The sequence below is a fragment of the Bacillus sp. FSL W7-1034 genome, from assembly GCF_038593365.1.
Taxonomy (GTDB): domain Bacteria; phylum Bacillota; class Bacilli; order Bacillales; family Bacillaceae; genus Bacillus; species Bacillus altitudinis.
Window position 1 is genome coordinate 1,545,312 of sequence record NZ_CP151989.1, and the last position, 20,304, is coordinate 1,565,615.

The following is a 20,304-nucleotide window of genomic DNA, read 5'->3' on the forward strand; positions in this document are numbered from 1 at the left end:
GAGTGGACGAGGTCAAATGAATTGGCATGAACTGAACCAAACCGATTTATTAAAAACAATGAATACATCGATAGGTGACGGACTGTCAGAAAAAGATGTGCAAAAGCGGCTTGAAAAGCATGGGCCAAATGAATTACAGGAAGGGAAAAAGGTGTCGGCGTTCGTTATTTTTTTAGCGCAATTTAAAGACTTTATGGTGTTAATCCTGCTTGCGGCAACGATTATTTCTGCTTTTTTAGGTGAATACATTGATGCTGTGGCGATTGTGGCGATTGTGCTGATAAATGGTGTGCTTGGCTTTTATCAGGAACGCCGTGCAGAAAAGTCTCTCCAAGCACTAAAGGAATTATCAACGCCGCATGTCTATGCAAGGAGAAACAATGAATGGGTCAAGATCCCGTCCAAGCACCTCGTGCCGGGAGATATTGTGAAGTTTTCAAGCGGGGACCGAATTGGGGCAGATATCAGATTACTAGAAACAAAGAGTTTGGAAATCGAAGAATCTGCCCTCACTGGAGAGTCCATCCCAGCGGTCAAACATGCGAGTCCGCTCTCGCGAGATCATGTCTCGCTTGGAGATTTGACGAATATGGCCTTTATGGGGACGCTTGTCACAAGAGGAAGCGGTGTAGGGGTTGTCATTGGTACAGGGATGAATACGGCGATGGGACAAATTGCTGGTATGCTGGATTCAGCAGGTAATATGGAAACACCGCTGCAAAGACGCCTTGAGCAGCTGGGGAAAATTTTAATTGTTGCTGCATTATTTTTAACTGTTCTTGTGGTTGTTCTTGGTGTGGTGCAAGGTCATGATTTGTATCATATGTTCTTAGCGGGTGTATCTCTCGCTGTTGCTGCGATTCCAGAAGGACTGCCGGCGATCGTCACTGTCGCACTTTCCCTAGGTGTGCAGCGAATGATTAAACAAAAATCCATTGTCAGAAAGCTGCCGGCTGTGGAAACACTCGGCTGCGCCTCGATTATTTGCTCAGATAAAACAGGCACAATGACACAAAATAAAATGACAGTGACACATGTATGGGCAGAGGGGAAAACGTGGAATATTTCTGGCACTGGGTACGAGCCGTCAGGTGATTTTACCTTAAACGGAGAACTTGTCCATGTAGACAAACATCCAAGCCTGCAAAAGGTGCTATTATACGGAGCACTTTGTAATACATCGACCATCGTTGAAAAAGACGGAGAGATGAGACTTGATGGCGATCCGACAGAAGGAGCACTTCTAACCGCTGCGCGTAAAGCGGGTTTTACAGAGCAATTCATCGAAGCGGGATTTCGTGTGGTGGAGGAATTCCCTTTTGACTCTGAAAGAAAGATGATGTCAGTCGTCGTGGAAACGAATCAGAAGGAGCGGTATGTCATTGCCAAAGGGGCGCCAGATGTGCTGATGAACCGTTCAAGTCATATGATGCACGGCGGACGCACCGCCTCATTTTCAAAGGCCCACCGGCAAGAAACAGAAGCTGCCATTCAAGGTTTAGCAAGACAAGCGCTTAGAACCATTGCGATTGCATATAAAAAAGTAAGCCTGACAGAAAAAATCACCTCTGTTCAGCAGGCAGAAACTGGCCTCACATTTATCGGTCTAGAGGGCATGATTGATCCACCTCGTCCTGAAGTGAGACGAGCGATTAAAGAATGCCGGGATGCTGGCATTAAAACAGTGATGATTACAGGCGATCACGTAGAAACGGCTAAAGCGATCGCTAAAGATTTAAGTCTCTTACCGAAGCAAGGAAAGGTGCTTGATGGAAAAGCTCTGGATCAGCTAAGCGACAAAGAGCTGGAGCAAACAGCAGAAGATGTGTACGTCTTTGCCCGTGTATCACCTGAGCATAAACTGAGAATTGTGAAGGCCTATCAAAAAAACGGCCATATTGTCGCGATGACAGGTGATGGGGTGAATGATGCGCCAGCGATTAAACAGGCGGATATCGGCATATCCATGGGGATTACCGGAACAGATGTTGCCAAAGAAGCTTCTTCTCTTATTTTGCTTGATGACAACTTTGCGACCATTAAATCCGCTATTAAAGAGGGCCGGAATATTTATGAAAACATTCGCAAATTTGTCCGCTATTTGCTGGCATCGAATGTGGGAGAGATTTTGGTCATGCTGTTTGCGATGCTTCTTGCGCTTCCATTGCCTCTCGTTCCAATTCAAATTTTGTGGGTAAACCTTGTCACAGACGGCTTGCCGGCTATGGCACTTGGAATGGATAAACCAGAAGGCGATGTCATGAAGAGAAAGCCGCGGAACATGAAAGAGGGGATTTTTGCAAGAGGGCTTGGCTGGAAGGTCATATCAAGAGGGTTTCTGATCGGGATTGCCACTTTGTTAGCCTTTATGTTTGTGTATCACCGTGATCCGAACAATCTTCAATATGCGCAGACGGTTGCATTCAGCACACTCGTTTTGGCGCAGCTCATTCATGTGTTTGACTGCCGCAGTGAACGGTCTATTTTTGAACGCAATCCATTCGGGAATATGTACTTGATCGGCGCTGTTGTGTCTTCCCTGCTGCTGATGCTTGTGGTCATTTATTATCCACCGCTTCAGCCAATTTTCAAAACGGTGGCGGTCGCCCCAGTCGATTGGCTTCTGATCATCGGTATGTCTGCATTGCCAACTTTTTTACTGGCAGGATCACTTTTGACAAGAAAAAAATAATTGGTTATGGTATAATTTTGAGGTAATAGTGTCTGCTATTACCTTTTTCATTTTATTAATATGAAAGAATTGGGTGTTTTCACATGATACGCAGTATGACGGGATTCGGCCAAGCGAGTAAAACGGATGGAGAACTGACAGTGTCAGTTGAGCTAAAATCGGTCAATCACCGTTTTAAAGAGGTTCATGCCCGTTTGCCGAGGCCGCTTTTATATTTCGAAGATACATTAAAAAAAATCATTCTTCGTCACGTGCAGCGCGGTCGAATTGAGCTGTTTGTTACGATTGAAGGCGGTAAACTTGCAAGCCGGTCTTTACAGATTGACTGGCCGCTGCTTGATGAATATATGAAAGCCGCAAAAGACCTTGAGGACCGCTATCATATTTCAGGTATTCAGCATGCACATGACTTACTGAAGCTGGAACAGGCTGTTCAGGTGGAAGAGTCAGTCAGCCGGAATGAGCAGCTGGAGCATTTGCTGATTGACACTTGTGAAGAAGCTGTCAAGGAGCTTTGCTTTATGAGAGAGCAGGAGGGAACATCACTTCAAAAAGACTGTGAACTCAGGTTGTCTGAACTCGAGGCATTTACAGAAGAAATCAAAGTGTTTGCACCAGAGGTTGTGAGTCAGTACAAAGAACGATTGAATCAAAGATTGCAAGAATGGATCGGAGAGGCGCTTGAAGAGAGCAGACTGACCACAGAGGCGGCCATCTTTGCTGATCGCTGTGACATTACAGAAGAGATTACCAGGCTGAAAAGTCATTTTCAGCAGTTCCAGCAAATTTTGACGCAAGGCGGCGCTGCCGGACGAAAGCTTGACTTTCTTGTACAGGAGCTCAACCGTGAAGTGAACACGATTGGATCAAAAGCAAACCATCACCATTTAACAAAGCTGGTGGTTGAAATGAAAAGCGCTATTGAAAAAATAAAAGAACAAGTGCAAAATATAGAATAGTCATTGTGTATGCTGTTTACAGTGCGTCTCTTTCGGCGAGACTAGAGACGTTTATATTACAGGGGGACGAAAGAAGATGACCATAAAGTTGATCAATATCGGATTTGGAAACATCATTTCAGCGAATCGGATGATTTCGATCGTCAGTCCGGAATCAGCACCGATTAAACGAATGATACAAGACGCAAGAGATCGAGGCATGCTCATTGATGCGACATACGGAAGAAGAACCCGTGCTGTTGTCATTATGGACAGTGACCATGTCATCTTATCTGCCGTTCAGCCTGAGACTGTCGCGCAAAGACTTTCTGTAAAAGAAGAAATCATAGATGAAGGGCAGGGGTAATACGCCGTTATGAAAGAAAGAGGACTTTTAATCGTTCTCTCTGGACCTTCGGGAGTTGGAAAAGGAACGGTCAGACAAGCCATTTTCTCCCAGGAAGATACAAAATTTGAATACTCTATTTCTGTGACAACCCGCAAACCGCGTGAAGGTGAAAGAAATGGTGTTGATTATTTCTTTAAAACCAGGGAAGAATTTGAACATATGATTGAAAACAAAAAGCTGTTAGAATGGGCAGAATATGTCGGGAATTACTACGGCACGCCTGTTGACTATGTAGAACAAACATTGAGCGAAGGAAAAGATGTTTTCCTTGAAATCGAAGTGCAAGGTGCACTTCAAGTAAGAGAAGCATTCCCGGAAGGTCTCTTTATTTTCCTTGCACCGCCAAGTCTTTCAGAACTTCAAAACCGCATTATTACACGCGGGACAGAATCTGAGGATCTCATCCGTAACCGAATGGCTGCTGCAAAAGAAGAAATTGAAATGATGGATGCTTATGACTATGTCGTTGAAAACGACGATGTCGAGCTTGCATGTGAAAGAATTAAAGCGATCGTCCTTGCAGAGCACCTGCGAAGAGACAGAGTCGCACCAAGATATAAAAAAATGCTGGGGGTAGAATAAACCATGTTAGATCCTTCAATTGACTCATTGATGAACAAACTTGACTCAAAATATACACTTGTCACAGTGTCTGCACGCCGTGCACGTGAAATGCAAATCCATCAAGATCAACAAATCGAAAACACAAAATCCTATAAATTTGTAGGGAAAGCTCTTGAAGAAATCGATGCTGGTCTTTTGACATTTGAAAAAGAAGAGCAAGAATAACATCGCTTCTGCTATGCAGATACGATACGTTCAAAAAAGTCAAAACTATGATTGGTTTTGACTTTTTTGAATTGTAGACGAATTTGTGAAAAAGGCCGTTAAGGGGGACAAACAAATGTTACAGTCAAAAAATATTTTACTCGGCGTCAGCGGAGGAATCGCCGTATATAAAGCAGCTGCACTCACTAGTAAACTTGTACAGGCAGGCGCAAACGTAAGAGTGATTATGACAGAATCTGCCCGTGAGTTTGTGTCTCCGCTCACCTTTCAAGCCCTATCTCGGCATGAGGTGTATGTGGATACATTTAAAGAAAATAATCCAAAAGTCATAGCGCATATTGATGTAGCTGACTGGGCCGATCTCATTCTTGTTGCCCCTGCAACAGCACATACCATTGGTAAAATGGCCGCAGGACTTGCTGATGATATGCTCACAACGACCTTGCTTGCTTCAACAGCTCCTGTATGGGTTGCACCGGCTATGAATGTGCACATGTATGACCATCCAGCTGTCAAACGGAACATCCGCACTTTATATGAAGACGGCTACCGGTTTATAGAGCCAAGTGAAGGCTATTTAGCATGCGGCTACATTGGAAAAGGACGCTTAGAGGAGCCTGAAAAAATTGTTGAACACATCCGTGCGTTTTTTGATGAGCCAACCAGCTTGCCGCTTTCAGGCAAAAAAGTTGTGGTCACAGCTGGTCCTACACGAGAAGTGATCGACCCTGTTCGTTTTCTTTCAAATCGATCTTCTGGGAAAATGGGCTATGCCATTGCAGAAGCTGCCGAGCAAATGGGGGCTGATGTCACGCTCATTTCAGGACCTGTTTCGTTAACTGCGCCTGAGCATGTGAATGTGGTGCAAGTGGAATCGGCTGAGGAGATGTATCAAGCAGCGTTAGAGGTGTACGAGACAGCAGATATAGTGATTAAATCAGCAGCCGTTGCCGATTATACGCCTGTCACGACGTATTCTCATAAAATGAAAAAACAAGACGGTGAACTAGCGGTTGAATTTAAGCGGACGAAAGATATTTTAAAAGAGCTTGGGAAGAGAAAAGAACATCAGGTGCTAGTCGGCTTTGCAGCTGAGACGCAGGATGTAGAATACTATGCGAAAAAGAAAATCGAATCCAAGCATTTAGATATGATTGTCGCGAACAATGTTGCAGCAGAGGGCGCGGGCTTTGGCACAGATACGAATGTCGCAGCATTGATCAAAGCAGACGGAACAAAAAAAGAGCTGCCAATGATGAGCAAAAAAGACCTTGCCTTTGAAATCTTACAGGAGGCAAAGCAGCTGCTGCCAAAAGAGCGTGATCGAGCATGATTGCTGAAGTGATCGTCGATGTCACAACGAAAGCCATTGACAGGCCATTTGACTATCGTGTGCCAGACCGCTTTAAAGGTCTTGTCAAGGCTGGTATGAGGGTAGTGGTTCCTTTTGGCCCAAGGAAGATTCAAGGGTTTGTGACAAAAATCAAAGAAGAAACAGACGTACAGTCAGGAAACATCAAGGACATTGTCGATTTATTTGATTTATCTCCTGTTCTGACAGATGAGCTATTGGAGCTTTCCCACTGGCTGACGGAAAAAACATTGTCCTATCATATTACGGCGCTTCAATCGATGCTTCCAGCAGCGATGAAAGCCAAATATGAAAAAGAAATTCAGGTGTTATCAGCTGAGGAACTTCCGCAGTCATTGAAAGAGCTTTTCGGTCAGCAAGAGAGCATCCTTTACGCTGACATTCCGCCTGAACAGCTGAAGCCTATTCAAAAGCATGTCCAAAAAGGTCATCTAGAAGTCAGATATCACGTCTCACAAAAATCCGGAAAGAAAAAGGTGCGGACACTTCAGATAGCAGTTACGAAAGAAAAACTTGAAGAAAAGCAGGAACAGTTAAAGAAAAATGCGGTGAAACAGAAGGCGCTGCTTACCTTTTTATTTCAAGCGAATGAAACGACGTTTTTAGCAAAAGATTTGCAGCAGCAAACAGGTGCTAGTTCTCAAACGATAAAAGCCTTGATTCAAGAAGGTCTGTTAACAGAAAGCTATGAAGAGATTTATCGAGATCCTTATCGAGACAGAAAGTTTACACCATCTACTCCTCTTGATCTCACAACAGAGCAAGCAGAAGCGGCAAAACCCATTCATCAAGCAGTGAGCGATGAAAAACATGAAACGTTTTTACTGCACGGGGTCACAGGAAGCGGTAAAACCGAAATTTATTTACAGACGATTGATCATGTCCTCCAAAAGGGAAAAGAAGCGATCGTCCTAGTTCCTGAAATTTCATTAACGCCTCAAATGGTCCAGCGTTTTAAAGAGCGCTTCGGGTCCAATGTGGCTGTCCTTCATAGCGGCTTATCGACTGGGGAAAAATACGATGAATGGCGGAAAATCCACCGCAAGGAAGTCAAGCTTGTCGTTGGCGCAAGATCGGCTGTTTTTGCCCCGTTTGAAAATCTAGGAATGATCATTATAGATGAAGAACACGAATCGTCATATAAACAAGAAGAAATGCCTCGGTATCATGCGAAAGATGTGGCCATTGAACGAGCAGGGCGGCACCAATGTCCGGTTGTATTAGGCAGTGCAACGCCTTCACTTGAGTCATATGCGCGTGCGAAAAAGGGTGTGTATACACTGCTGACGCTCAAACGGCGCGTCAATCAGCAGCAGCTGCCGCACGTTTCGTTAATTGATATGAGAGAAGAATTAAGAAACGGCAACCGCTCCATGTTCTCAGAAGAATTAATGCTCAGGTTAAAAGAAGTACTTGAAAGGAAAGAGCAGGCGGTTTTATTTCTCAATAAAAGAGGTTATTCATCCTTTGTGATGTGCCGGGATTGCGGATATGTGGAACAATGTCCTCATTGTGAGATCTCTCTCACTTATCACCGCTTTCAAAAACGGCTGAAGTGCCATTACTGCGGTCACGAAGCTCCTGTACCTGCAGAATGTCCAGAATGCCATAGTGAGCATATTCGCTATTTTGGTACAGGCACGCAGCGTGTGGAAGAAGAGCTGACGAAGGTATTGCCAGAAGCAAGGGTCATCCGAATGGATGTAGATACAACCTCTCGGAAAGGCGCACACGAAAAGCTTCTCACGTCCTTTGGTAATAAAGAAGCAGACATTCTGCTTGGGACGCAAATGATTGCAAAAGGATTAGACTTCCCAGATGTTACACTTGTCGGTGTCCTTAGTGCGGATACGTCTCTTCACATCCCTGATTTTCGTTCAAGTGAAAAAACGTTTCAGCTTCTTACACAAGTAAGCGGACGTGCGGGACGTCATGAAAAAGCGGGGTCAGTCATTATTCAATCATATACACCTTCGCATTATAGTATTGAATTAACCAAACAGCATGATTATGAAGCCTTTTATGAGCAGGAGATGTTGCACCGTCGTCATCAGTCCTATCCGCCATTTTATTTTTTGGCGATGGTGACTGTATCACATGAAGAAGTGACAAAGGCAGCGCATGTCACAGACAAAATTGTTCAGTTCCTGAAAATGAATTGTGCACCGAATACAAGAATTCTCGGTCCTGCTGCTTCTCCGATCGCTAAGATCAAAGATAGATATCGATATCAATGCGTGATAAAATACAAAAGGGAAAATGAACTGGCAAGTTTATTACGAAAAATACAAGATCATTATCAAAAAGAAATGGAACAAAAACAGTTGATGATATCAATCGATATGAATCCATATATGATGATGTAAAACGGAGGTCTTTTCGTGGCAATCAAACCGATAGTCTTACATCCTGCAGACGTGCTTGAACAACAAACAGAGCTTGTTGATACATTCGATAAAAAACTGAAAAAACTGCTGGATGATATGTATGATACAATGCTTGAACTAGATGGAGTCGGCCTAGCCGCACCACAAATCGGCATCTCAAAAAGAATCGCCGTGGTCGATATCGGAGAAGATTCTGGGAGGATTGACTTAGTAAATCCTGAGATTCTTGAAGTGGAAGGGAGCCAGACAGACATTGAAGGCTGCCTGAGCTTTCCATCTTTGTACGGAACGGTTGAAAGACCAAATTATGTGAAGGTGAAAGCCTTTGATAAGAAAGGCAAACCATTTACAATAGAAGCAGAAGGATTTTTAGCAAGAGCTTTATTGCATGAAATTGATCACTTAGACGGCGTATTATTCACGTCGAAGATCATTCAAACGTATACAGAAAAAGAACTTGCGGAAATGGAAGGGTGAAGAAAATGGCACGTATCGTATTTATGGGAACCCCTGATTTCTCAGTACCTGTGCTGCAAACACTTATAACAGAAGGATACGAAGTTGTCGGGGTCGTCACACAGCCAGATCGCCCGAAAGGCAGAAAACGAGTGCTCACGCCGCCTCCTGTAAAAGTAGAAGCCTTAAAACACGGCATTCCAGTTTTACAGCCTGAAAAGGTACGTCTTGATGAAGAAATTGATAAAGTGCTTGCGTTAAAGCCAGATTTGATCGTAACAGCAGCATTCGGACAAATTTTGCCAAAAAGATTACTTGATGAACCTGAATTTGGCTGTATCAACGTTCATGCCTCACTGCTCCCAGAACTAAGAGGCGGTGCACCGATCCATTATGCGATCCTGCAAGGCAAAAAGAAAACAGGCGTGACGATCATGTATATGGTAGAAAAGCTTGATGCAGGTGACATGATTAGCAAAGTAGAAGTAGAAATTGATGAATTAGACAACGTCGGAACACTGCACGATAAATTAAGTGTGGCTGGTGCGGCCTTATTAAAAGACACAGTTCCAAATGTGTTAAGCAGGTCTATCTCGCCAATTCCGCAAAATGAAGAGGCAGCAACGTATGCACCAAATATTAAGCGAGAGCAGGAAAGGTTAGACTGGACCAAGCCAGGGGAAGAGCTTTACAACCAAGTTCGCGGCTTAAATCCATGGCCAGTTGCCTATACTGAATGGAACGGTGCTAACTTAAAAGTATGGGAAGCGAAAAAAGTTCCGCTTCAAGCACCAGAAGAACCTGGGAAAGTGATTGAGCTTCAAAAAGAAGGACCAGTCGTTGGAACAGGAAATCAGCAAGGCCTTTTATTAACGAGTGTACAGCCCGCTGGAAAGAAAAAAATGAGCGGTGAAGACTTCTTAAGAGGCGCAAATATCGAAATTGGACAGAAATTAGGGCTAATCAATGAAGAAAAGTAATGTGAGAGAAGTAGCGCTAGACGCTTTAATCAAACTCGAACAAAATCAAGCCTACAGTAACTTGCTTTTGCAGTCAGTGATGAAAGAGAAAGAACTCTCCGATCAAGACAAACCGCTATTAACAGAACTTGTATACGGTACACTGCAAAACAAGCTGGCACTTGATTATATGCTCACACCCTTTGTGAAAAAACCGCAAAAAGTGGCTCCTTGGGTGATGCAGCTTTTACGGATGTCTCTTTATCAGATGGTTTATCTTGAAAAAATTCCAGATCGTGCAGCCATCCATGAAGCAGTGGAACTCACGAAAAAGCGCGGACATAAAGGTATTTCTTCACTAGTCAACGGCGTTCTTCGTTCTGTGCAGAGAGAAGGCGTGCCATCATTTGATGCGATCAAAGATCCGGTCAAGCGGCTATCGGTTGAGACAAGCCATCCATTGTGGCTCGTACAAGAATGGGTGGAGGCGTACGGTTTTGAAGCAGCAGAAAGCATGTGCCGTATTCATTTAGTCCCGCCAAAGCAGACATTGCGTGTCAATCAAATGAAAAAAAACCGCACTGCACTGCAGCAAGAACTCATGGATGCAGGAATTGAGACAGAACTCGGCGATCTCTCTGAGGATGCACTCAAACTCATGAAAGGATCTATCGTATCCACTCCTTTCTTTCAAGAGGGCTTTGTCACGATCCAAGATGAAAGCTCCATGCTTGTCGCAAGAGCGCTGGACCCTCAGCCGGGAGAAATGGTGCTTGATGCCTGTGCCGCCCCTGGTGGTAAATCAACACATATTGCAGAGCGAATGAACGATGAGGGGAACATTGTGTCTCTTGATTTACATGAGCACAAAGTAAAACTGATCAAACAGGCGGCAAAGCGTCTAAACTTAACGCATATTGAGGCAAAAGCGCTTGATGCAAGAAAAGCATCCGACCATTATGATGATGCTTCGTTTGACCGTATTCTCATTGATGCACCATGTTCAGGTTTTGGCGTCATCAGACGAAAACCAGATATGAAATATACAAAGTCCTCGGAAGACTCAGCAAGACTTGCGACAATTCAGCAATCGATCTTGCATGAAACAGCCCAGCTGCTAAAGCCAGGCGGAACCCTTGTATACAGTACATGTACAATGGATCCAACAGAAAATCAACAAGTGATTCATGCGTTTTTACAAGAACACCAAGACTTCGAACCCGATCTATCTCTTAATGAACGGCTGCCTGAGCAGGTTGCTCCGTTTGTTCAAAACGGAAGTGTACAAATACTTCCTCATTATTTCGGAACAGATGGTTTCTTTATTTGCAGCATGAGAAAGAAGGGATAAAAAATGACAGAACAAAAACAAAAAGTAAGAAAAGAACTGAAAACAGACATGCCGTCGATCTACTCGTTTGAGCTAAATGAAATCAAAGACTGGTTAAAGGAACAAGGCGAAAAGCCTTTCCGTGCAACACAAATTTTTGAGTGGCTTTATGAAAAACGCGTCACATCCTTTGATGAAATGTCTAACCTTTCAAAGGAATTAAGAGAAAAATTAAAAGATCAATTCGCCATCACGACTTTAAAAACAGTGATCAAACAAACATCTCAAGATGGAACGATCAAGTTCTTATTTGAATTACACGATGGCTATACCATTGAAACCGTGCTAATGCGCCACGAATACGGCAACTCTGTCTGCGTCACAACACAGGTTGGCTGCCGGATTGGCTGTACATTCTGTGCATCTACACTTGGTGGATTGAAACGTAACCTTGAGGCGGGAGAAATTGTGGCCCAAGTCTTGAAAGTACAACAGGCGCTTGATGAAACAGATGAACGTGTCAGCTCAGTTGTCATTATGGGAATTGGCGAACCGTTTGATAACTTTGATGAAATGCTTGCATTCCTTAAAATCATTAACCATGATAACGGCTTAAATATTGGAGCACGTCATATTACGGTTTCGACGAGCGGGATCATTCCAAAGATTTATCAATTTGCGGATGAGCAAATGCAAATCAACTTTGCTGTCTCCCTGCACGCACCAAATACTGAAATTCGAAGCCGCCTCATGCCAATCAATAAGGCATACAAGCTGCCAAAATTAATGGAAGCTATTGAATATTACATTCAAAAAACAGGCAGACGCGTGAGCTTTGAATACGGTCTGTTTGGCGGAGTCAATGATCAAGTCCATCACGCAGAAGAACTTGCTGATTTATTAAAAGGAATCAAATGCCATGTAAACCTCATCCCGGTGAACTATGTACCAGAAAGAGATTACGTGAGAACACCAAGAGAACAAATCTTCCTATTTGAAAAAACGCTGAAAGAACGAGGCGTAAACGTAACGATTAGACGAGAGCAAGGCCATGATATTGATGCTGCTTGCGGTCAGCTAAGAGCGAAGGAGCGTCAGGAAGAGACGAGGTGACGAATGTTGATAAGGGCAGCCTTTCAAACCGATACAGGAAAAGTCCGTCAGCATAATGAAGATGATGCAGGTATTTTTGAAGCAAAAGAAGACACACTTCTAGCTGTTGTAGCAGATGGAATGGGAGGTCATCTTGCTGGTGATGTAGCCAGCAAGATGGCAGTTTCTTCTTTAAAAGAATACTGGCAAGAAACATCTTCAATTCCAAATAAACCAGCCGATCAAGAAAATTGGTTAATCTCAAAAATTAGCGACATTAATGACCAAGTATACGAACATGCGAAAAACAATGAGGAATGCCAAGGAATGGGGACGACCATCGTTTGTGCGCTCGTGCATTTGCAAACGGTCACAATTGCCCATATTGGTGACAGCCGCTGCTATTTGCTAAGAGAAGGCGCGCTGACCCAATTAACAGATGATCACTCACTAGTGAATGAGTTAGTGAAAACAGGAGAGATTTCAAAAGCGGATGCAGAATATCATCCAAGAAAAAATGTGCTGACCAAAGCGTTAGGAACAGATAAACACGTTCAAATTGATGCACGAACTTTTGAAGTGGATCCAGGAGATCAAATTTTGCTTTGCTCAGACGGATTATCGAATAAAGTAGAAGAAGAACATTTGATTCAGATTTTATCGCAAACAACCGCACCAGATGAAAAAGTAACAGAGTTAGTTCAAACAGCGAATGACAACGGCGGTGAAGATAACATTACAGCAGTACTGTTAGAAATCTCCTCCCAAACAGAGGAGGGTGACAGCAAGTGTTGATCGGAAAAAGGATCAGCGGCCGTTATCAAATTCTTCGCGCCATAGGCGGAGGCGGAATGGCCAACGTTTATTTGGCGGAGGATATGATTTTAGATCGCGAAGTGGCGATTAAAATTTTACGGTTTGACTTTGCAAGCGATGATGATTTTATTAGACGGTTCCGGAGAGAAGCGCAATCAGCAGCCAGCTTAGATCATCCGAATATTGTCAGTATCTACGATGTAGGAGAAGAAGATGACATTTATTATATTGTCATGGAATATGTCGAAGGGATGACGCTGAAAGAATACATACACGCCAATGGACCGCTTCATCCAAAAGAAGCCGTTCGCATTATGGAGCAAGTCGTTGCGGCGATGGAAGAAGCCCATGCGAAACAGCTCGTCCATCGAGACATTAAGCCTCACAATATATTAATAGACAACTTGGGAAATATCAAAGTCACTGATTTTGGCATTGCCATGGCACTTAGCTCAGCGACCATTACCCATACGAATTCTGTTCTTGGCTCCGTGCATTATTTGTCCCCAGAGCAAGCGCGCGGCGGTCTTGCAACGAAAAAGTCAGACATTTATTCACTGGGTATTGTTCTTTATGAGCTGATTTCAGGACGCATGCCATTTGAAGGAGAATCCGCTGTCAGTGTGGCACTGAAGCATTTGCAATCAGAGCCGCCATCTGTGAGAAGATGGAATCCTTCTGTACCACAAAGCGTGGAGAACATCATTTTAAAAGCGATGGCCAAAGATCCATTCTATCGATACGAAGATGCATCTGAAATGCAAAAAGACTTAAAAACGACTTTTGACCCTGCAAGACTAAAAGAAAAGCGCTTTGTCATTGAAGAAGATCATGAAGCAACAAAAGCCATTCCTATTATAAAAGATCATCAAGTCGATCAAGACAATGAAAAAACAGCCGTCCACCCGGTTCAAAAACCAAAGAAAAAAGAGAAACAAAAGCCGAAGAAAAAACGGAAAAAATGGCCGTGGATTGTAGCGTCGTTCTTATTTGTTTTGACGGCTGCGACCATTTTAGCGATCACGGTCTTCCCAGGATTACTCTTTCCAAAAGACGTAGAGGTAACCGATGTTTCTGGCATGACGGTTGAAAAAGCGGAAGATACCTTGAAGAAAGCCGGATTTACCGTCGCTTCTGAACCCATTGATATTGCCGACGAGAAGATTGAAAAAGGGCTGGTTGTCAAAACAGACCCGAAAATCGGAACAAAGGTAAAAGAAGGGACAGAAATTCAGCTTTATCAAAGTACAGGTAAAGAAAAAACCGAATTACCTGATGTAACAGGTGAAAAGGTCGAGAAAGCAAAAGAACTATTAGAGAAAAAAGGGTTTAAACAGGTTGTTGTAGAGGAAGTGAATGATAATGACACAGAATCAGGCATTGTCATGGAACAGAAACCTTCCGCAAATACAGAACTTGTCGCAGCAGATGAAGAAGTCACATTGACCGTCAGTATAGGCCCTGCCGATATTACCTTACGGGATTTAACGACGTATAGTAAACAGGCCGCATCAAATTATCTAGAGGATAATGGACTAAAGCTAGATGAAAAAGAAGCATATTCTGACGATGTGCCAAAAGGTGAGGTCATGAAGCAGGAACCAGGAGCGGGGACAGCTGTTAAACCTGGTGATACGGTTAAAATTACGTTCTCTCTTGGCCCAAAAGAGAAACCGGCTAAAACGGTGACTGAAAAGATTGCGATCCCCTATGAACCAGAAACAGAAGGACAAGAAATGAATGTTCAAATATCTATTGATGACGCAGAACATAGCATTTCTGATTTATATGAAACCTTTAAAATCACTGCGCCTACTGAGCGAACGATTAAATTTAAGATAGAACCTGGTCAAAAAGGATACTATCAGGTGACAGTGGATGATAAAGTAGTAAGCTCCAAAACGATTGAATACCCTGATGATGAATAAAGGAGGGACTTTATGCCTGAGGGCAAAATTATTAAAGCATTAAGCGGATTTTATTATGTGCTGGATGAGTCTCTAGAAAGTGGCAAAGTAATTCAGTGTAGAGCAAGAGGGATTTTTCGTAAAAACAAAATAACCCCTCTTGTTGGAGATTATGTCGTCTATCAAGCAGATAACGATAAGGAAGGCTATTTGCTGGAAGTAAAAGAGCGGACCAATGAGCTGATTCGGCCGCCTATTAGCAACGTTGATCAAGCGGTGCTCGTTTTCTCAGCAGCAGAGCCGACCTTTAGTACATCGCTTTTAGACAGATTCCTAGTGCTTGTTGAAGAGAGCCGGATTGAACCGATTATCTGCATCACAAAAATGGACTTGCTGAAAACAGAGCAAGAGCGAGAAACGATTCAAGCCTATGCAGAAGACTATCGCCAAATTGGATACGACGTTCATTTAACATCGACGATCGAAGGGGATGGAATTGAAAAGCTGACCCCGCATTTCCATCACAAGATTACTGTATTTGCAGGTCAATCAGGTGTAGGGAAGTCTTCTCTCTTAAATGCGATGAGTCCTGATTTAGCACTGAAAACAAATGATATTTCCTCCCATCTTGGCAGGGGGAAACATACAACAAGACATGTGGAACTCATTCGAACGGCTGAAGGGCTCATTGCTGATACACCAGGATTCAGCTCGCTTGAATTTACAGGTATCGAAGCGGAAGATTTAGGGCTCTATTTCTTAGAAATCAGAGAGAAGAGTGCAGAATGTAAATTCAGGGGCTGTTTGCATGTAAAAGAGCCTGGATGTGCGGTAAAAGAGGCAGTAGAAGACGATCGCATCAGAGAGTATCGCTATCAGCATTATTTAGAGTTTTTAACTGAAATTAAAGATAGAAAGCCGAGGTACTAAGTCATGGTTTATATTGCCCCATCCATTTTATCAGCCGATTTTGCCAATCTGGAGAAAGATATCCGTGATGTGGAACAAGGTGGAGCGGATTATATTCATATTGATGTGATGGACGGTCATTTTGTACCGAATATGACATTTGGACCAAATGTAGTGGAGGCGATCAGGCCGCATACAAAGCTGCCGCTCGATGTTCACTTAATGATTGAGCAGCCAGACCAGTATATCCCTGCATTTGCAAAAGCGGGCGCTGATATTATTTCTGTTCATGTCGAGGCGTGTCCACACTTACATCGCACGATTCAGCATATAAAAGAACAAGGTGTCAAAGCAGGGGTTGTTTTAAACCCGCACACACCCGTTTCTCAAATCGCGCATGTATTAGAGGATGTTGACCTTGTCTTATTCATGACGGTGAACCCTGGTTTTGGCGGACAGGCGTTTATTCCATCTGTTCTCTCAAAGGTAAAAGAAGTAAAGACACTTAGTGAACAAAAAGGCTTAACTGATTTACTCATTGAAATAGATGGCGGTGTCAATGTAGAGACAGCAAAGAGCTGCAAAGAAGCAGGCGCTAATCTACTTGTTGCCGGCTCAGCGGTATATGGGAAAGATGACCGCGCGGCGGCCATTCAGGCCATTCGAGAAGCATAAGAAAAGGAACCAAAGTCATTGTGATCTTTGGTTCTTTTTCAATGGAGAGGAGCGTAATCATGCACATACATATCGTAGCCGGCGGTCCTTTTGCGTACATCCCGCCGCTTGATCATGAAGCATCTGAGGAGGACATTCTCTGGGTCGGCGTAGATCGGGGAACCCTTTTCTTACTAGAGCATGGCATTGTACCTGACAGAGCATTTGGTGATTTTGATAGTGTGACAGAAGAAGAGCTTCATGAGCTGAAAAAGAAATTGCCTGCACTCAATCTATTTCAGGCAGAGAAAGATGAAACGGATTTAGAACTTGCGCTGAACTGGTCTTTGCGTCAGAATCCAGCACATATTCAAATTTACGGCATCACAGGCGGAAGAGCAGATCATTTTCTTGGGAATATCCATCTCCTTTACAAAGGCATTCAGCACAAACAGAGCATGACCCTTGTAGATAAACAAAATATCATTCAAATGTTTGGACCTGGTACATACGAAATCAAACAAGACCTGGATAAAAAATATGTGTCGTTTTTGCCTTTCGGTACATCGATTGAAAAGCTGACATTAAAAGGTTTCAAATATCCTCTGAAAAATTGTCATATTGAGCCTGGTTCCACACTATGTATTAGTAACGAACTCATCCACTCAAATGGTACTTTTTCTTTTCATGAAGGCATATTAATAATGGTAAGAAGCAAAGATTGACCAACCTATCAATGTGGATGGCTGATTAAGCTCAATTGTGCTGCAAGCGGTACTTTTAGGAGGGGGACAAAATGAAATTTTATACAATCAAACTGCCTAGATTTCTTGGCGGCATTGTCCGTGCGATGCTTGGTTCATTTAAGAAAGATTAATGAGTAATCTCCTTTATTTCCACATAAAAACGCCTGCTACATTTAACTGTAGCAGGCGTTTACTCTTGCTTATACACGCTCAACTTTACCAGATTTCAAAGCTCGAGCTGATACATATACTCTTTTAGGCTTACCGTCCACTAGAATACGAACTTTTTGAAGGTTCGCGCCCCATGTACGTTTTGTAGAGTTCATTGCGTGAGAACGGTTGTTCCCAGCTTTTGTTTTTCTGCCTGTAATAACGCATTTACGTGCCATTTGTTTCCCTCCTAACTGCGAAAACATCATCATATTCTTCATATACGTACTTAGAGATGCCTCAAGATACTTTAATAATTTACCACAGCTTCAAGGGGTTTGCAAGGATTGTTTGCTCCTCTTTCAAGAAAAATACCTTGACATCTTGATAAAAAATCAAGGCTATAGTATAAGTAGGATTGGGTCGGATTGAATGATTTCTTTTAAAAAGAAGGGTCTTATAGTAAAATAGTGATAACTCAGGGCAATTTCTCAAAAAGGGGGAACCAATGTGTCCATTGAACTTAGAACGAAATACGGACAAATTGATATATCAAATGAAGTCATTGCAATGGTGGCAGGAGGCGCTGCGATCGATTGCTATGGTATTGTTGGCATGGCGTCCAAAAATCAAATAAAGGATGGCTTGACGGATATTCTCCGCAAAGAGAACTTCAGCCGGGGTGTTCTTGTGCGTCAAAAAGAAGATCGCATTCATATTGATATGTACATCATCGTCAGCTACGGTACAAAAATATCAGAAGTCGCACATAATGTTCAAACGAAAGTCAAATATACGATTCATCACACGATTGGACTTTCAGTTGACTCAGTCAACATTTATGTACAAGGAGTAAAAGTTACGAACCCGTAGTAAGGAGGAAATATATTGTCTATTAGAAATCTGGGTGGCCGCTCATTTGCAAAAATGATTCTTGCAGGTGCTCACCATCTTTCTCAAAACGCACAAATTGTTGATGCGTTAAATGTTTTTCCAGTGCCAGACGGAGACACGGGGACAAATATGAATTTGTCAATGACTTCAGGGGCAAAAGCAGTTGAAGAAACAAATACCGATCACATTGGTAAGGTCGGGGTGGCTCTGTCAAAAGGGCTGTTAATGGGGGCAAGAGGAAACTCAGGTGTGATCCTGTCTCAGCTCTTCAGAGGTTTTAGCAAAAATATAGAACAAAAAGAAACAATTGATGCAAAAGAATTTGCGCTTGCCTTGCAGGCCGGTGTTGATACAGCATATAAAGCCGTCATGAAACCGATTGAAGGAACCATCTTAACGGTTGCAAAAGACGCAGCAAAGAAAGCGGTTGCTGTTTCAGCAACAGAAGACCAAATCGATCGTGTGCTTGAATTAACGATTGAGGAAGCAAGAGCATCACTTGACCGCACACCAGATCTCCTTCCTGTTTTAAAAGAAGTCGGCGTTGTAGATAGCGGCGGTAAAGGACTTCTTTGTGTATATGAAGGATTCCTTGCTTCATTAAGAGGAGAAGAGCTTCCTCCTAAAACAGCCTCTTTGCCAACATTAAAAGAATTAGTGAGTGCAGAGCATCATAAAAGTGCACAAAGCCATATGAACACAGAAGATATTGAATTTGGCTACTGTACAGAATTTATGGTGAAATTTGAAGAAGACAAACAGTCCTTTGACGAAAATGCCTTCAGAGAAGAATTAAGCGAATTCGGAGATTCACTTCTTGTGGTATCTGATGATACGCTTGCAAAAGTTCATATTCATGCAGAGCAGCCAGGGGATGTCTTATCATATGCACAGCGCTACGGCAGCTTAATTAATATGAAAATTGAAAACATGAGAGAGCAGCATAGCTCGATCGTCAATGAAGAAAAAGATCACTCGCCTGCTGCACCAAAAGCAACAGCTGCTGAAAAACAGCGTTTTGGAGTAGTGAGTGTCGCAATGGGAGAAGGGATTGCTGACTTGTTTAAAAGTATCGGAGCATCCGTCGTCATTGAAGGCGGACAGACAATGAATCCGAGCACAGAAGACATTGTCAAAGCAATTGATAGCATTCATGCCGAAACCGTCTTTATCTTACCTAATAATTCTAATATTGTCATGGCAGCTAAACAGGCGGCAACTGTCTCAAGTCGTGAGGTCGTTGTTATTCCGACAAAGACCGTTCCTCAAGGAATGTCGGCACTTCTTTCTCTAAATGAAGCAGCTTCAAATGAAGACAATGAAGCAGCGATGTTAGAAGCGATTGATCATGTGAAAAGCGGCCAAATTACCTTTGCAGTGAGAGATACCCAAATTGATGGGATCGACATTGCCAAAGGCGATTATATGGGCCTATACAATGGAAAAATCACCTTAACAGCTAAAAATCAATTAGATGCAGCAAAAGAGCTTTTGACCCAAATGGTGACAGAAGATGATGAGATTGTCACAATCATCAAAGGGGAAGATGCATCATCTGATGAGATGGAAGCTTTAGAAGCATATATTGAAGAAACATTTGAAGATGTAGAAGTTGAAGTCCACGATGGAAAACAGCCGCTTTATTCATATATTTTGGCTGTTGAATAAAGAAAGAAGGGCACATGAAGCCCTTCTTCTTCTTTTGCATTTTTTTACTATGTGTTCATCGGTGAAATGAGTTGCGGGAATCGAATGAATCCATTAGTCTAAAGGGAGTAACAAACCAATCTGTGATTGGTGATGA

20 protein-coding genes are annotated in these 20,304 nt (G+C 42.9%); 19 read left to right on the plus strand and 1 reads right to left on the minus strand.

Annotation, left to right across the window (positions count from 1 at the left end; all coding sequences use genetic code 11):
- Positions 1-16 precede the first annotated feature (16 nt).
- The 17 genes from NST73_RS07925 to spoVM all read left to right on the plus strand — a co-directional run bounded on the left by NST73_RS07925 (position 17) and on the right by spoVM (position 17,587).
- A complete protein-coding gene (locus NST73_RS07925; protein ID WP_041090558.1) occupies positions 17-2,692 on the plus strand; it encodes a calcium-translocating P-type ATPase, SERCA-type in 2,676 nt (891 codons plus the stop codon).
- Positions 2,693-2,775: 83 nt separating this feature from the next.
- On the plus strand, positions 2,776-3,651 hold the full coding sequence (locus tag NST73_RS07930) for a YicC/YloC family endoribonuclease (RefSeq protein WP_007499682.1): 876 nt from the start codon (positions 2,776-2,778) through the stop codon (positions 3,649-3,651).
- A gap of 76 nt (positions 3,652-3,727) precedes the next feature.
- Complete coding sequence (gene remA / locus NST73_RS07935) at positions 3,728-3,997, plus strand: extracellular matrix/biofilm regulator RemA (protein WP_008344898.1); 270 nt, start codon at positions 3,728-3,730, stop codon at positions 3,995-3,997.
- 9 nt (positions 3,998-4,006) lie between these two features.
- Entirely contained in the window at positions 4,007-4,621 is a 615-nt protein-coding gene (gene gmk / locus NST73_RS07940; RefSeq protein WP_007499680.1) for a guanylate kinase, read from the plus strand.
- Between the two features lie 3 nt (positions 4,622-4,624).
- Complete coding sequence (gene rpoZ, locus NST73_RS07945) at positions 4,625-4,828, plus strand: DNA-directed RNA polymerase subunit omega (RefSeq protein WP_008344896.1); 204 nt, start codon at positions 4,625-4,627, stop codon at positions 4,826-4,828.
- Positions 4,829-4,943: 115 nt separating this feature from the next.
- Complete coding sequence (coaBC, locus tag NST73_RS07950) at positions 4,944-6,161, plus strand: bifunctional phosphopantothenoylcysteine decarboxylase/phosphopantothenate--cysteine ligase CoaBC (protein ID WP_144678832.1); 1,218 nt, start codon at positions 4,944-4,946, stop codon at positions 6,159-6,161.
- Positions 6,158-8,566 carry a primosomal protein N' gene (gene priA / locus NST73_RS07955; protein WP_024720335.1) on the plus strand — a complete coding sequence of 803 codons (2,409 nt, stop codon included), beginning with the start codon at positions 6,158-6,160 and terminating at the stop codon, positions 8,564-8,566. Before coaBC ends, priA begins: the two co-directional genes overlap by 4 nt.
- A gap of 15 nt (positions 8,567-8,581) precedes the next feature.
- The gene (def, locus tag NST73_RS07960) at positions 8,582-9,064 is read left to right on the plus strand and encodes a peptide deformylase (RefSeq protein ID WP_017359337.1); all 483 of its coding nucleotides are present in this window, start codon (positions 8,582-8,584) and stop codon (positions 9,062-9,064) included.
- Between the two features lie 5 nt (positions 9,065-9,069).
- Positions 9,070-10,023 (plus strand): methionyl-tRNA formyltransferase, encoded by a 954-nt coding sequence (fmt, locus tag NST73_RS07965; protein ID WP_017359336.1) that lies wholly within the window; start codon positions 9,070-9,072, stop codon positions 10,021-10,023.
- Positions 10,010-11,353 (plus strand): 16S rRNA (cytosine(967)-C(5))-methyltransferase RsmB, encoded by a 1,344-nt coding sequence (rsmB, locus tag NST73_RS07970; RefSeq protein WP_058337363.1) that lies wholly within the window; start codon positions 10,010-10,012, stop codon positions 11,351-11,353. The genes fmt and rsmB overlap by 14 nt, the downstream gene beginning before the upstream one ends.
- Positions 11,354-11,356: 3 nt before the next feature.
- Positions 11,357-12,445: a 23S rRNA (adenine(2503)-C(2))-methyltransferase RlmN gene (gene rlmN / locus NST73_RS07975; RefSeq protein WP_024720337.1), complete on the plus strand. Its 1,089-nt coding sequence runs from the start codon at positions 11,357-11,359 to the stop codon at positions 12,443-12,445.
- A gap of 3 nt (positions 12,446-12,448) precedes the next feature.
- Positions 12,449-13,219: a Stp1/IreP family PP2C-type Ser/Thr phosphatase gene (locus NST73_RS07980; RefSeq protein ID WP_034647887.1), complete on the plus strand. Its 771-nt coding sequence runs from the start codon at positions 12,449-12,451 to the stop codon at positions 13,217-13,219.
- Positions 13,213-15,168 (plus strand): Stk1 family PASTA domain-containing Ser/Thr kinase, encoded by a 1,956-nt coding sequence (pknB, locus tag NST73_RS07985; RefSeq protein WP_135008918.1) that lies wholly within the window; start codon positions 13,213-13,215, stop codon positions 15,166-15,168. The genes NST73_RS07980 and pknB overlap by 7 nt, the downstream gene beginning before the upstream one ends.
- 12 nt (positions 15,169-15,180) lie before the next feature.
- On the plus strand, positions 15,181-16,077 hold the full coding sequence (gene rsgA / locus NST73_RS07990) for a ribosome small subunit-dependent GTPase A (RefSeq protein ID WP_326241488.1): 897 nt from the start codon (positions 15,181-15,183) through the stop codon (positions 16,075-16,077).
- Between the two features lie 3 nt (positions 16,078-16,080).
- Positions 16,081-16,731: a ribulose-phosphate 3-epimerase gene (gene rpe / locus NST73_RS07995; protein WP_017367226.1), complete on the plus strand. Its 651-nt coding sequence runs from the start codon at positions 16,081-16,083 to the stop codon at positions 16,729-16,731.
- Between the two features lie 59 nt (positions 16,732-16,790).
- Complete coding sequence (locus NST73_RS08000; protein ID WP_342474041.1) at positions 16,791-17,435, plus strand: thiamine diphosphokinase; 645 nt, start codon at positions 16,791-16,793, stop codon at positions 17,433-17,435.
- 71 nt (positions 17,436-17,506) lie between these two features.
- Entirely contained in the window at positions 17,507-17,587 is an 81-nt protein-coding gene (gene spoVM / locus NST73_RS08005; protein ID WP_008354550.1) for a stage V sporulation protein SpoVM, read from the plus strand.
- 69 nt (positions 17,588-17,656) lie between these two features.
- Here spoVM and rpmB read toward each other — a convergent pair whose 3' ends face one another.
- Positions 17,657-17,845 carry a 50S ribosomal protein L28 gene (gene rpmB / locus NST73_RS08010; RefSeq protein WP_003212514.1) on the minus strand — a complete coding sequence of 63 codons (189 nt, stop codon included), beginning with the start codon at positions 17,843-17,845 and terminating at the stop codon, positions 17,657-17,659.
- 271 nt (positions 17,846-18,116) lie between these two features.
- Between rpmB and NST73_RS08015 the strand changes: the two genes are divergently transcribed.
- Positions 18,117-18,479 carry an Asp23/Gls24 family envelope stress response protein gene (locus tag NST73_RS08015; protein ID WP_008344871.1) on the plus strand — a complete coding sequence of 121 codons (363 nt, stop codon included), beginning with the start codon at positions 18,117-18,119 and terminating at the stop codon, positions 18,477-18,479.
- Positions 18,480-18,494: 15 nt separating this feature from the next.
- Positions 18,495-20,168, plus strand: a complete 1,674-nt coding sequence (locus NST73_RS08020) for a DAK2 domain-containing protein (protein ID WP_017367228.1) — start codon at positions 18,495-18,497, stop codon at positions 20,166-20,168.
- Positions 20,169-20,304 lie beyond the last annotated feature (136 nt).

What these genes read in the sequence shown, in the direction of transcription:
- NST73_RS07925 (WP_041090558.1), top strand. Translation starts at nt 17, where the DNA reads ATGAATTGGCATGAACTGAACCAAACCGATTTATTAAAAACAATGAAT.
- NST73_RS07930 (WP_007499682.1), top strand. Translation starts at nt 2,776, where the DNA reads ATGATACGCAGTATGACGGGATTCGGCCAAGCGAGTAAAACGGATGGA.
- remA (WP_008344898.1), top strand. Translation starts at nt 3,728, where the DNA reads ATGACCATAAAGTTGATCAATATCGGATTTGGAAACATCATTTCAGCG.
- gmk (WP_007499680.1), top strand. Translation starts at nt 4,007, where the DNA reads ATGAAAGAAAGAGGACTTTTAATCGTTCTCTCTGGACCTTCGGGAGTT.
- rpoZ (WP_008344896.1), top strand. Translation starts at nt 4,625, where the DNA reads ATGTTAGATCCTTCAATTGACTCATTGATGAACAAACTTGACTCAAAA.
- coaBC (WP_144678832.1), top strand. Translation starts at nt 4,944, where the DNA reads ATGTTACAGTCAAAAAATATTTTACTCGGCGTCAGCGGAGGAATCGCC.
- priA (WP_024720335.1), top strand. Translation starts at nt 6,158, where the DNA reads ATGATTGCTGAAGTGATCGTCGATGTCACAACGAAAGCCATTGACAGG.
- fmt (WP_017359336.1), top strand. Translation starts at nt 9,070, where the DNA reads ATGGCACGTATCGTATTTATGGGAACCCCTGATTTCTCAGTACCTGTG.
- rsmB (WP_058337363.1), top strand. Translation starts at nt 10,010, where the DNA reads ATGAAGAAAAGTAATGTGAGAGAAGTAGCGCTAGACGCTTTAATCAAA.
- rlmN (WP_024720337.1), top strand. Translation starts at nt 11,357, where the DNA reads ATGACAGAACAAAAACAAAAAGTAAGAAAAGAACTGAAAACAGACATG.
- NST73_RS07980 (WP_034647887.1), top strand. Translation starts at nt 12,449, where the DNA reads ATGTTGATAAGGGCAGCCTTTCAAACCGATACAGGAAAAGTCCGTCAG.
- rsgA (WP_326241488.1), top strand. Translation starts at nt 15,181, where the DNA reads ATGCCTGAGGGCAAAATTATTAAAGCATTAAGCGGATTTTATTATGTG.
- rpe (WP_017367226.1), top strand. Translation starts at nt 16,081, where the DNA reads ATGGTTTATATTGCCCCATCCATTTTATCAGCCGATTTTGCCAATCTG.
- NST73_RS08000 (WP_342474041.1), top strand. Translation starts at nt 16,791, where the DNA reads ATGCACATACATATCGTAGCCGGCGGTCCTTTTGCGTACATCCCGCCG.
- spoVM (WP_008354550.1), top strand. Translation starts at nt 17,507, where the DNA reads ATGAAATTTTATACAATCAAACTGCCTAGATTTCTTGGCGGCATTGTC.
- rpmB (WP_003212514.1), bottom strand. Translation starts at nt 17,845, where the DNA reads ATGGCACGTAAATGCGTTATTACAGGCAGAAAAACAAAAGCTGGGAAC.